Raw genomic sequence first — 12,806 nt, 5'->3', positions numbered from 1 at the left:
AAAACGAACCGTTTTAGAATATGAAAATCACTCTTGCCATCGCCGCCTTTCTTGCATGGGCCATTTATATGGTAGCCTTTAAAAAAGCCCATAAGGACATTGAAAACAGAATAAGCTATGGCCCCTTTACAATCGTCTCAAAGGCAATCTCTTCCAGGTATTTTAATATAAACAATGGCATGAGCAATCGCACTGATGTCAGCTATTCTTTATTGTGCAATGGAAAACAGCTTGAATTTCCCGGAGCTCTGCAAACCAATACAGGATTACCATTTCTTTGGAGAATTTATGCGCTTACCGATCTAAAGGAACCAACCCTGATCGCCGGCAGCCAGAGTCTGTATTTGATCCAAATGAAAGAGGGTCAGCCAATCGTTGAGCCACTCTTAAAACAGTCGAATGATTTTGCATCATTGCAATTTCTTGACAGCGATCACGGTCAGCCGGGACCTTATTCTGAAATTTATGCAAAGTTTGATACCTCTAATCTGGATCAACTGGATAGCCTTTATGGAGGGCGCTTATTAATGATCAATGAACACGCTGTATTGGATGTACAGACAAAGGAAATATGGCCATTCAACATCAACAATGAGCCGGTCGATAACTATTCTTTTCCATCTCCACATGGCGCATTCGCTTTCTCTCCGGATCGCAAGAGCATTGTTTTTCTGGCCGAATTCCAGAGTTGGAATACACAGGATGAAGATCTGCCTGAATCTGATCACGCGCTGGTGGTTTATAAGTTTCAAAAGGACACAGGATACGCTGTGAAATTTGACAATACAGACACCCGAATGGTCGATATATTTTCAGCGGACAGAAAATGGTTTGAGCAGTTTTTTGAGTGGAAACAAATCAGCGATGAGTACGTATTGCAATTGAAACAATTGGTGAGTCCGGTACACTGGAAAGGGCGTTATTCAACCAACGATCATTATTACAGACTTTATCCTGTGAAGACTGGGATGATTCCCATATTTCTTGATTTTGTACTCAGACAGATGGATTGGTCAAAAGAACAAATTGTCAAAGATGAAACCGTAGAATACACGGGCCGTCGCATCGAATTGGTAAAAGACGAAGTCAAACTGGACATTCATTTTGATGAAGATGAGCAGTCTTTGTCTCTTAGTAAAAACCTTTATGTCAACGACACCGAGGAATATCAAATGCTTGTAAAGAAAATTGGGGATGCATTTGATACCGAGCTAGAATCCGGTAAATACCAGGAGCATTTTGGTAGAATCCTCAGTGCGAATAAGAAAATTCGTGGATTGTATAACATTGAAAAAAATGAGTAATGATGCGCTATTTATTAGGACCTGAATTATTTTGGGGAATCTTGTACATTGGGGCAATATGGATTGGAAAATTGAATCTAACCACTACAAAACCTTTGGACCAGTTTATTGAATCACTTTGGTTTTGGATACCTGCTGCATCTGTTTTGGTGTTTGGACTTTGGTGGATTCCGAATGTTGAGAAATCCTATCTTTTACTCAGGGTCTGGATCTGCGGATTACTGGGAGGACATTGGGTCATTGAAAAAGCGCTCTTGGCCTATAGTCAGCAAGGACCGGGAATCGGCATGGGCTATTTAGCCGGGTTGATGTTGGAAATTTTTGTGTTGATGGTTGGAACCATATTTGTATGGATAAAATTCTAAACCAGTTGAAGCATCTGTCGTTAAACCGTTCTAAATGATTAGCGCTTGTCGAAGCAGGTAGATGCATGAAAACCGAAGAGCGGGTTTAATTTTTATTTGCGATCACTTTCACATTTTCTTTCAGTTTCTTCAATCCTGCCCTTTTGAGAGGCGATTTGGCAGTAAGATTGTCCCAAACATCATCGCTCAAATCCAACCATTCCGAAGTTCCCATTTGCAACAAATCTTGGTTTGTGGCAAATTCCGGAATCGCAGAAGGATGTGCAAAACGATTCCATGGACAGACCTCCTGACAAATATCGCAACCATACATCCAGCCTTCCATCTTAGGATGAAATTCATTTGGAATGGCTTCCTTCAGCTCGATGGTCAGATAAGAAATACATTTGGATGCATCCAATAAATAACCATCTGTATGGATGGCATCGGTTGGACAAGCATCGATGCAACGTCTGCAGTTACCGCAGTGATCCCTGATTGGTTCATCGTAATGATCAAACACCAGATCCGTCATAAATCCTGCTAAAAAAAACCAGGATCCTGTGCGGGGATGAATGGTTAAGGTATTTTTCCCATTCCAGCCGAGACCAGCTTTTTCTGCCCAAACCCTCTCCATCACAGGGGCAGAATCTACAAATCCACGAATTGAAATATCACCATATTTATTTTTCAAATTCTGAATAATGGATTTGGATTTTTGACGGATGACCTTGTGATAATCATCTCCCCAGGCATAGCGTGATATTTTTGGGTTTTCGGGGACTGAATCCTGGAAATAATTCAAACTCATCATCAGCACCGATTTTGCACCGGGTAGAAAATGTTGTGGATCCACCCTCAAATCAAAATACCTCTCCATGTAACTCATCTGCCCATGGTTTCCGCGATTCAACCATTCTTCCAAAAGTTTTGCTTCCTTGTCCAATCGGTGCGATCGAACGATACCTACTTGTCCGAATCCCAAAGATTCAAGTTCTTTTTTAACTAAGCTGGCGTTGGCAATAACAGACACAATGCAATGTTCTATCGGGCAAAGGTAGCATAAATAAAAAGGCCTGACAACGAGTACCAGGCCTTACCACACATAGAAGAAAATCTATCTCTCCGCTATTGGGAGGAGCATCTTAGAAATCAAACCAGAGTCCACACTCCAGATTGGTGAAATCATTGTTTTTCCAAACAGGATTCAAATCGTAATTTGTAAATATTTTAAATGGACCAATATCTGCTCTCGCACTTAATCCGTATCTCCAGGTTTCGAATCCAAAGTCTTCTTCAATTTCAACTTTCCTGCGGCGTTCATTGCTTTTGTATTCAAACTCATGGTGGACCAAAGCACCCACATATCCTCCTATTCCAAAACCAACTTTACCAAGACCACTGATTTTATCGCTTCTGAAATAAAGCATCAATGGTACCTGTAGGTGGTGAAAGTCGAAGGAAGATTTGTTGATATTGCTGTTTTTGGAGTACACCAGCGCAGCGGTGTCGGGTACAAACTCCAACTTGTTCCTGAAAGTCAGCTCTCCAATCCTCCAGCCGAAAGATGTCATCAGCATGACATTTCTTGAGCCTAAATAAATTTCGGTGGGAAGAAAATTGAGCGTCCAGGACCAGGAACTGAATGGTTTGTTTTCAAGATCGTCTTTTAGGACCTGATTGTTGACCTTGTTGTTGAGCAATATATTGATTCCCATGTCTAAATTTAGAAAATCGACATCTGCGCCTTTTCTCTTTTTCTTTTTCATAGGATTGGAGTTTTCCTTATGGGATTTGGAATCATGATGTTTTGGAGCCATTTTATCATCCTCCTCATCATCATCGTCCTCCTCATCCTCATCGTCATCCTTTTTTGATGCTTTGGATTTGTTTTCGATGATCATAATTTGGCGGTCTCCCAAGTTTACTTTAATGGTATCTCCCTTGTTTTCATCCGGTGAAGGAGGAGCCGCAGGTGGTGTTGGTGGCACAGGAGGAACCGGTGGTACTTCCTGGGCATTTGCCAAAAAGGAGTACAATAAACACAATACAATAACTAGATTTTTCATATGCAATTAGATTATAGGTTTGAAATAATTAATTTAATGGATCAATGCACTTAGGGCAAATACATGGTTTTGCGGAGCTTGACATGCTCGGTATTGACATTGAAGGCTATGCTTGTTTTTTCGTCGGTCACCTCCGGAAGTATAAGAATTTTACGGTCTGTCCACTCTTCGGTCTTTTTGGCCAACCAACCCAACAATCCTTTTTTAACGGTCTCAGACAAACTGGATGGGACGGCTTGTGCGATCTGCGGTGAAGCAGATTCAACAATATTTTCTGTCACTGCCCATTCGTTTTCAGCAGACTGTGTGGGGATTGTTTGTTCTGAAAGGACATCTTTTATTGTTTTTTCTTGAATTTGCAAATCTACCTCCGCAATCTCGGAAACCGCTTCTTTTTGATCCAACTGTTCATGGACTTCAATTTGGGTCTCTGCCATCTGGATGGCTTCTATCTTTTGAGGTACAGGAGTGGATTTATTGGTGTATTTCAACTTTTTTAATGATGATTTTTTAATTTGGATATTGTCAGAAGGTTTTGATGGGATCAATTCTTTTTCTTCCAGGCTTAATTCTTTGCTTTCAGAAATGGACTCTTCCGGTGTGATAGTCGCTGGAATTTCTTGTGAAGTTGACAATTCTTGAGCCGGCGAATGTATAATTGGAGCTGTGTAGAACAAACTCCAGCAATAAAACAAACCAACGCCAGCAAATACAGCTACGGCAAGATAGAATCTGCTAAAATTCCGATTGACCGGTGCTGGCTTTTGCTTTACGGATGAAGTCTTTGCCAGGATTTTATCGAACAGGTCTGCAGGCGGAGTTTTATGGTCCAGCAGGTTCTTATGCTCTTGAATAAATTTTTTCAGTGGATCTCCCATGTATTTCATTTTTTTTTACAATCTCAACTAACTTTTGTTTGGCCCTCATGTATTGACTTCTGGAAGTCGCATTTGGAATTCCAAGCATTTGGCTTATTTCTTCATGCGAATAATCTTCAACGGCGTACAGGTTAAATACGATGCGGTACTTTTCAGGTAAGCTGGATATTCCCTGTTGAATCCTCTGCATATTCAATTCGAATTCCGCTTCATCAATCAGATCTGTTTCATCCTTTGTATTGAGAAGGACCGTCTGCTGATCAATTTCTTCCCACCTGATTTTCTTTTTCTTTTCTATAATTTGCAAGCAGTTGTTGACACAAATTTTCTTAATCCAGGCCGGTAGCAAATCATAATTCTCAAGTTTGTGAATGTTCTGAAACACTTTAATAAAAGTCTCCTGCAGCGCATCCACGGCATCGTCTTCCTGCTTCAGCATTCTGAGGCATACATTGTACATCGCCAGATGGTATTGATCATACAGACTTTTGAAAGCTCTTTGATCTCCGTTTGCAATTTTCTGTATATCTACGGCCATGTGGCTATACCGCTTGTTTTGTTATTTTAAAGAGAAATGATTTGCCATTTCGTTGCAAAATAAATAAAAAAAACTGGCAGCCAAAGGTATTAATTCTTCTAATTAAATGATTTACAATAAAATAGAATTACCATCTAAAGCTGTGACTTTCTTCTTTGAGCCAATTCTCTGCCGTTTGAAAATCGGGATTTACTCTGGCCACCAAATTCCAAAAGCGATCGGAATGGTCGTGATGGATCAGATGCGCGAGTTCGTGTACGATCAGATAGTCCAGCACAAAATCAGGACACAAGAGGAGTCGGGTGGAAAAACTTATATTGCCCGATGTCGAGCATGAACCCCAATTGGAAGAATTGTTTCTAAGACTTATCTTATTGATTTTTTGCTTAAAATGCTGATCATTGATTTGATGAACCCTTGCCTTCAATCCGGGAAGATAGGTGTGGGCCATAATTTTCGAGATGAGCTTACCACATAGTTCAGCTCTTTGATGTTGGGGACAGCTTTCGGGAATTTCCAGATAGATCTGGGTATTTTTCCTCTTTCCGTTGGCTGCTTTCAATTCCGGCAAATATCGCAGATGAATGGTAAATGTAGTTTTGCGAACCGTGATGGTGGATTGATCCGTATAGGTCTTTGGAATGTATTTGATTTTTGACTCCGGATCTTCTGTCAGTTTCTTGTAAATCCAGTTTTTAGCCCATTCCAGGTGTTTGTCTTTTTCAGAATTGGAACATAAAATTGGAATTCTAACGATGGCTTTCTGATGGGCCAGGGAAACCCTGGCAGATCTTCGGTGTTCGTGGTATATTTCAACCGGCAATTCAAAATCGCTGACATTTAATTTCCGATACTCCTTAAAAGGGATGATTTTAGCCATGTTTTTTTTCAAAATCTTGCATGGTTTCCACCAGCATCTTCACACTGGAAAGTTCCAATGCGTTGTATAGAGATGCCCTGAATCCTCCGACCGAGCGGTGTCCAGCAAGTCCTACACATTCGTTTTCTTTGCATTTTTCCAAAAACAAATTTTCCCATTCAGGTTTTTTGGGAACAAAAACCACATTCATCTGTGAGCGGTCTTCAGCTGTAACGGTTCCTTCAAAACAGCTGTTGCGATCGATTTCTGCATACAGCATCCTGGCTTTCTCTGTATTTCTTTTTTCCATTTGGTCAAGACCCCCCATTGCTTTGATCCACCTAAGGGTTAGCATTGAAACATAAATTGGAAAGACAGGTGGAGTATTGTACATGCTTCCCTTTTCTGCGTGGGTTTTATAATTCAACATGGTAGGGATCATTCTCCTTGAACTACCGATTAAATCTTTACGGATTACTACCAGGGTCATTCCGGCGGGACCGATGTTTTTTTGAGCGCCAGCGTAGATCAAACCAAACTTAGAAAAATCCATTCTCCGCGAAAAGATATCAGATGACATGTCACACACCAATGGAATCTGGCAATCCGGAAAAGTATGATACTGGCTTCCATAGATGGTATTGTTGGAAGTGATGTGCAAATAGGAACCGTCATTTGGAATCTCGAACCCCTTGGGTATATGTCTGAATTTGTTTTCCTCTGAACTCGCTAAAACGACGGTATTTCCAAAATTGCGCGCTTCTTTAATGGCATTGCTTGCCCAGGTTCCCGTGTTGACATAATATGCTTTACCCTCTTCGGGTAGTAGGTTCATGGGAATCATAAAAAACTGAGAACTAGCACCACCTGACAATAGCAAGACCTCGTATTCTTGATCCAAACCCATGAGTTCCAGCACAAGGGCTCTGGTTTCGTCCATCACTGCCTCAAACTGCTTGCTACGATGGGAAATTTCCAATAATGACAAACCCATCCCTGCAAATTCTTTGATGGCTTGTGCGGATTGATCCAGAACCGATGGGGGCAGGATGGCCGGTCCTGCATAAAAATTGTGCTTCTTGGACATAATATTCAAATATATGGGTGCAAAGTTATGTATTATTTATTGGTTCAGTGGTATATGGACATCCAGGGAGCTCATTTTTGCCAACAGATCGCGATTCTGTCTCCAAGGATAAGCAGATTGAGCTAACTTTAAGCCGAAAATGCAAATTCAAACATGCTTTGAATAAGAAATTCAACTTCTTTTTAAACCTTGGTGTAGGATCAGGACAACCCATTGGCTTTGGCTGGGTATCCTCCAAAAAATTAAGCCTTTGCTATCCATTGTATCTTATAATTTGTTGGTGTTGTTTGTTCTTCACACATCCAATACGCTCCAGTGAGATTGGAACCATATCAGCAGAAAATTTAAAAAATATCAAGCTTCCAAACTCAATGGGAGCAGGCTGTTGTTGTGGTAGTTCGACCGAATTATTTTACCCCAACCTTGATTTTGAAGATGCTCCAATCGCACCCCCCGGAGGATGGATTGATTACAGCTCCGGACAAAGCTATGGTCCATGGGTAGTCACTTCGGGATCTGTCAGTATTCACGCACCAGACCATCTAAATCTGGGTGCCGGAAATCCCAATGGTTCTTCCCAACATCTCGACCTGCATGGATTTAATCAAGGTGCAGTCAGATACCCCTTGAGTGGGTTGACAGCAGGTTATATGTACACCATTGAATTTTGGTACGCCGTCCACTCAGGAGCTGGAAGCAGCACCGCTATTTTAAGAGTAGGAGGTGGATCCCTGCTCAGTGTGAATTGGTCTGCATCCAATCCCGGCAATGTGGTATGGCTGAAGGCCAGTTATATGTTTACGGCTTCCGGAACTTCGACGACCATGGAGTTTACAGGAACAGGTAATACGCCATGTTGTGGTATGCTCATCGATGACATTCGCATTTTTGAATGTCCTTCGGATGTAGAAAAACCTGAAATTTTAAATGCCCCACAGGATCTTGAGTTGGATTGTATCAATGAATTACCTCCCGTTGAGCCTTTGTTGGTTCAGGACAATTGCGATGTCAATCCAATGATCGTTTTTGATGAAAAGAGAAATTTCAAGTCTCCGTGCGAACTAGAGATTATCAGGACATGGACGGTGACTGATCAATGCAATAACTCAACTTCTGTCAACCAAACAATCACCATTTCTGACAAAGTTCCTCCTCAATTTACAAATCTTCCGGAAAACAAAATAGTCCATTGCAAACCAAACATACACCTTGATTTTCAAAATTTTTTAAGAAATTACGCAAACGCCAAAGCTATTGACAATTGCTCCACGGTAAAATTTACTTATTCATACGACACACTTGGATTAAGATCCTGCGACAGTACTTTGGTCGATTTTATCATAGAAGACGATTGCGGAAATTCTGATATGAGTTTTGCTTGGTTTATCATCAATGATACGATCAAACCAGAAATATTTTCACCCTCAAAAGATCTGATCATTCCATGCGGTAGTCCCAATACTGACAGTCTTATCTCCGACTGGTTGAGGTGGAATGGTCATAGTCACGCAGGAGATAACTGCAGTTTGCGATTAGGAAATAAATTCCTTTCAAAAACCAATAACAGACAAACTTTTGAATTTTTATTTTATGATCTGTGTGGCAATGTTAGCAAAGATACAGCAGACATCATTCAGATGGATGGTTCAGACACCATTTATTTGAGTCGATTTATTTGTGGTTTAAATCAGGAATACTCGGACACAATTCTCCATCAAAACCCTGGCGGGTGCGACAGCCTTACCATTGTAAAATATTTGCCGGTTAATGAAAGCAAACACCAGGTCTTGATCCAGGTATGTGATTCAATGGATTTGTTTTCTGATACCCTGCACCTCCTCAATCAGTATGGTTGTGATTCTACCGTGTTTGTTGCCACCGAACTATTCCCTGTGATCACCCATTCAAAGACGGAGTACCTTTGCAATTCGGATAGCAATTACATCGATTTGATCAGGCATCCTGCCATTCCCTGTGATTCCTTTACAATCATTCAATATGTTGGAGTAAAGACTTTGCCCACAGAAATTACAACAACTACCTGTGATTCTTTGGAGGCGGGGATCGACAGCTTGATTTTCAAAAGTCGTTATGGTTGCGATTCCCTGCTGATCATCAAAACTGTTTATTCTGAAAACGAACAAACCCATTTGGATAGTTTTGTGTGTGGATTGAAATTGGAATATACAGATACTATATTTTTGCAAGGGAGAATCTGCGATAGTTTGCTGATCAGACATTTTAAAATTCTGCCAACAGATACTTCCTTCTTTTCTCGATACAGCTGCAATCCTGCAGATACCGGTATTTTCTATCAAAAAGAAATCAATGGTAAAGGTTGCGATTCCATCGTAATCATAGAAATTGAATGGAGTCCATCTTATAATTTGTTTGATACCATCGAGGTTTGTCGAATAGGGGATACTGCACAACTTATATCAAAATTCATGACAGTGCATGGATGTGATTCTGTGCTATACACCTACAAAAAATACCTGTCCCCAATCCCGGAGTTGATTTCAAGATCTACCTGCGAAATAGATTCAGTCAGAACAGATACCCTGTTCTTAAATGGTGTTGTTTGCGATTCCATTGCTATCATTCAGTATATCCATACTCCGGTATCAGATACTTTGATTCTTCAAAGAACATGTTTTTTTGACTCCGTCAGGATAGATACTCAGTATGTCACTAATCGATTTGGATGCGACAGTTTGATTGTTACCCGATTTTTCCATCAAGCTGTTTTATTTGATGCAAAGATTACAGATATTTCCTGTGCTGGTAATGCCGATGGTGTGATCGAATTTATTTTTCCCCACCAAGCCGATGATAAGACAAAATATTTCATCGATGGTATTGAGAGTGGCCAAAAAACTAAAAATTTGACCGCTGGTCAGTATTCCATTTACCTGCAAGACGAGTTTGGTTGTCTATCGGAGACCAGAATATTTAACATCCATGAACCAGATAGTTTGATGGTGGATGGAGGGCCCGACCTTAGCCTTGGAAAAAATGAGACGATCAACATGAATGGTTTTGTAAATAGAAATATCCAATCAGTCCTGTGGTCACCCGAATCCTATTTCAACTGCCCCGGCTGTCTCTCCACTCTTGCAAAATTTGATCGGGATACCCTCATTCAGATTGAGGTAATCGACTCAAATGGTTGCAAGGCCATTGATTTTGTCCGAATTAAAATTTTGTTGACCAAAAATGTGTTTGCCCCCAATGTCATCAGTGTCAACGGAGATCAAGTGAATGATCGTTTCTACTTAATAGGCGATGAGGGTTTCATTATAAATACCCTTCAAATTTATGATCGATGGGGAAATCTGGTATTTAGCAGTCCAAACATGGTTATCAATGATCCAACAACAGGTTGGGATGGCTCTTTTAAAAATCATAAGGTCATACCCGGAGTGTATACCTATTTTGCGGTGTTGACCGATGATAACCAACAGATCATTCAATTGGCAGGCGAACTAACTGTGATACGATGAAATTATTTTGTACATACCCAGTTCTGTCGTTGATTTGTTTCCTTGCGGGATTTGCCACTTCCGTCAAAAGCCAAAAGACAAATCTAAAAAAAATCGACTTTGGAAATGTCCAAAATGCAGGAATCAGGGCAGGATGTTGTTGTGGTAACTACAACGAACTCAGTTTTTCCAATTTGGATTTTGAAGATGGTCCTCAACCGCCCCCAAACTCATTTGATACTTACGGGGTAGGGGGAAACTTTGGAGGATGGACTGTTACAAGAGGGACAATTGATTTGGTAGATGGGGCCTTTGGTGGCTTGGGAAATGGCAACCCCAATGGACCCAGCACTTTTGTAGATTTACATGGTACACCTGGATTCGGAGCCATCTCTTATTTACTCACGGGACTCAAACCAGGGAGCAATTATAAAATCGAATTCTGGACAGCACAAAACGGAAGTGGTCATACTTCAACAGGTTCATTGAATATTGCAGGAGGGGCATGGTTGAGTGTTTCCTGGAATGTGTCGGTTTCTGGTTCCGTATTTTGGTTTAAGTTGACCTATGAATTTATGGCAATGGCAGTCAATGCCAACATGGAATTTAGCAGCACAGGCACCAATAATTTTGCGGGCACCCTGGTGGATGATATCAAGATTTTTGAATGTCCGGCCGATACAGAAATACCGGAGATTGTCAACGAGCCGGTGGACGAAGAATATGCTTGCTTGAAGGATGTTCCCAATCCAAGCATTCTGGAAGTAACTGATGATTGCGATCCCAATCCTTCCATTCAATTTTCTACGAGCACTCAGAAACTAAGCGACTGCGAACAATTGATCACAAGAAACTGGGTCGTTACAGATATTTGCGGCAATAAGAAAAACCACAGTCAGCTCATTACCGTAAAGGACGAGGAACCCCCCTATTTCATTGCCGAAGCAAGACACAAAATCATCGATTGCAAATTACATTCCCGCAATGAATTTTTGCGATGGGTAGGTCTTAATGGAAATGCAGTTCTAAGAGATAATTGTGGAAACGTAACTGTACAGGCTTCTTATGACAGCATTCCATCCAAACCTTGTGACAGCATGCTGGTGGATTTTATTGCAACGGATCCATGTGGCAATGAAACTTATTTTCAGGCCTTCTACATTATTTCAGATACCATTTCTCCAATTTTTCAGAAAAAACCGGAAGATGTTTTGCTCCGTTGTTCCACTACGGCAAGGGATTCTTTGAGATCCTGGTTGGCAAAACATGGAAACGGACAAGCTTCAGATGACTGCGGTGAAGTATTCTGGTCCAATGATTTTAAAGGTGATTCCAGCGCTCTGGACATCGAGGTTCATTTTTTTGCCACCGATCGCTGCGGTAATTCAAAATCATCCATGGCTACTTTTAAAAGATTGGATGGCGCTGACACCAACAGAATACAACAATACCTTTGTGATCGCAGCCCCTTAAAAGTGGATACGATTCTATACAAGTTGCCCGGGTGTGATAGCGTCGTTATTCTGACAAGTCTTGGTGTTTCTCCAGATACCACTTTGTCATTTAAAACGACCTGTGATCATCTTCATCCGAAAATTGTTTTTGTGCCCTTGATTTCTCAATATGGATGCGACTCCATCATCAAAGAAGAATTTCAGTATATCAAACCTGATACGACTTTTCGGTATAAATTTGATTGTCAAATTGCTGATACTGTTGCTGAAGTAATTGTTTTGAATGGTCTGTATTGCGACAGTTTTCTGATCGAATATTTCATCCCCGCTTTGAGTTCACTTACTAAAGAAAGTTTGATGACCTGTGACAGCAGCGCTGTGCGCACAGACAGTATTTTTGGTTTCAATCAGTTTGGATGCGACTCCATCCATCTGATAGAGTATCTGCTTTCAAAATTTAATATTACACATAAAGACAGCTCAATTTGTGGATTGGTAAGCGAATATACAGATACCTTGCTCATTCAAAAAACACCTTGTGATAGCCTGGTGGTTACCCATTACCGGGCTTTGCCGACAGACACGACTCACATCCTTAAAACGAGTTGTGATCCTGCTTCTGCAGGTAATTTTGTACATTATTACACCAATCAATATTCTTGCGATTCGGTGGTATTGGAATCCATTCAGTTTTTAGAAAGCGACACGGTTTTACTACCCAAGTTTGTTTGTGACATTCAGGAGACCGGTGTAGATACAATATATATCCGAAGAAGTGGAAGCTGTGATTC

Annotated in this window: 10 protein-coding genes (1 of these 10 cut by a window edge); 4 read left to right on the top strand and 6 right to left on the bottom strand. The window is 40.9% G+C overall.

Annotated features, from left to right (window positions below; translation table 11 throughout):
- Window positions 1–20 precede the first annotated feature (20 nt).
- Entirely contained in the window at window positions 21–1,304 is a 1,284-nt protein-coding gene (locus tag IPM48_01970; GenBank protein MBK9270336.1) for a hypothetical protein, read from the top strand.
- A gap of 2 nt (window positions 1,305–1,306) precedes the next feature.
- On the top strand, window positions 1,307–1,669 hold the full coding sequence (locus IPM48_01965) for a hypothetical protein (protein MBK9270335.1): 363 nt from the start codon (window positions 1,307–1,309) through the stop codon (window positions 1,667–1,669).
- An 85-nt stretch (window positions 1,670–1,754) separates the two neighbouring features.
- Here the strand turns inward: IPM48_01965 and queG are convergent, their stop codons facing one another.
- The 6 genes from queG to serC all read right to left on the bottom strand — a co-directional run bounded on the left by queG (window position 1,755) and on the right by serC (window position 7,079).
- Window positions 1,755–2,672 (bottom strand): tRNA epoxyqueuosine(34) reductase QueG, encoded by a 918-nt coding sequence (gene queG, locus IPM48_01960; protein ID MBK9270334.1) that lies wholly within the window; start codon window positions 2,670–2,672, stop codon window positions 1,755–1,757.
- A gap of 121 nt (window positions 2,673–2,793) precedes the next feature.
- Window positions 2,794–3,717 (bottom strand): outer membrane beta-barrel protein, encoded by a 924-nt coding sequence (locus IPM48_01955; protein ID MBK9270333.1) that lies wholly within the window; start codon window positions 3,715–3,717, stop codon window positions 2,794–2,796.
- Between the two features lie 50 nt (window positions 3,718–3,767).
- Window positions 3,768–4,595 (bottom strand): hypothetical protein, encoded by an 828-nt coding sequence (locus IPM48_01950; protein ID MBK9270332.1) that lies wholly within the window; start codon window positions 4,593–4,595, stop codon window positions 3,768–3,770.
- The gene (locus IPM48_01945; GenBank protein ID MBK9270331.1) at window positions 4,558–5,133 is read right to left on the bottom strand and encodes an RNA polymerase sigma factor; all 576 of its coding nucleotides are present in this window, start codon (window positions 5,131–5,133) and stop codon (window positions 4,558–4,560) included. Before IPM48_01945 ends, IPM48_01950 begins: the two co-directional genes overlap by 38 nt.
- Before the next feature lie 127 nt (window positions 5,134–5,260).
- Window positions 5,261–6,013, bottom strand: a complete 753-nt coding sequence (locus IPM48_01940) for a M48 family metallopeptidase (GenBank protein MBK9270330.1) — start codon at window positions 6,011–6,013, stop codon at window positions 5,261–5,263.
- Window positions 6,006–7,079, bottom strand: coding sequence for a 3-phosphoserine/phosphohydroxythreonine transaminase (gene serC, locus IPM48_01935; protein ID MBK9270329.1), 1,074 nt, complete (start codon window positions 7,077–7,079; stop codon window positions 6,006–6,008). The genes IPM48_01940 and serC overlap by 8 nt, the downstream gene beginning before the upstream one ends.
- Window positions 7,080–7,237: 158 nt before the next feature.
- Here serC and IPM48_01930 point away from each other — a divergent pair, with 158 nt between their 5' ends.
- The gene (locus tag IPM48_01930; protein ID MBK9270328.1) at window positions 7,238–10,582 is read left to right on the top strand and encodes a gliding motility-associated C-terminal domain-containing protein; all 3,345 of its coding nucleotides are present in this window, start codon (window positions 7,238–7,240) and stop codon (window positions 10,580–10,582) included.
- Window positions 10,579–12,806 carry the 5' portion of a gliding motility-associated C-terminal domain-containing protein gene (locus tag IPM48_01925; protein MBK9270327.1) on the top strand. The gene runs 1,036 nt beyond the window's last position, so 2,228 of the gene's 3,264 nt are visible here — the first part of the coding sequence; its start codon is at window positions 10,579–10,581; its stop codon lies off the right edge, out of view. Before IPM48_01930 ends, IPM48_01925 begins: the two co-directional genes overlap by 4 nt.

It is taken from the genome of Saprospiraceae bacterium, assembly GCA_016715965.1.
Lineage (GTDB): Bacteria > Bacteroidota > Bacteroidia > Chitinophagales > Saprospiraceae > Vicinibacter.
This window is presented reverse-complemented; position numbering and strand designations above follow the sequence as displayed.

Excerpts from the sequence above, each read along its gene's own strand:
- IPM48_01970 (MBK9270336.1), top strand. The coding sequence starts at position 21 with ATGAAAATCACTCTTGCCATCGCCGCCTTTCTTGCATGGGCCATTTAT.
- IPM48_01965 (MBK9270335.1), top strand. The coding sequence starts at position 1,307 with ATGCGCTATTTATTAGGACCTGAATTATTTTGGGGAATCTTGTACATT.
- IPM48_01955 (MBK9270333.1), bottom strand. The coding sequence starts at position 3,717 with ATGAAAAATCTAGTTATTGTATTGTGTTTATTGTACTCCTTTTTGGCA.
- IPM48_01950 (MBK9270332.1), bottom strand. The coding sequence starts at position 4,595 with ATGGGAGATCCACTGAAAAAATTTATTCAAGAGCATAAGAACCTGCTG.
- IPM48_01945 (MBK9270331.1), bottom strand. The coding sequence starts at position 5,133 with ATGGCCGTAGATATACAGAAAATTGCAAACGGAGATCAAAGAGCTTTC.
- IPM48_01940 (MBK9270330.1), bottom strand. The coding sequence starts at position 6,013 with ATGGCTAAAATCATCCCTTTTAAGGAGTATCGGAAATTAAATGTCAGC.
- serC (MBK9270329.1), bottom strand. The coding sequence starts at position 7,079 with ATGTCCAAGAAGCACAATTTTTATGCAGGACCGGCCATCCTGCCCCCA.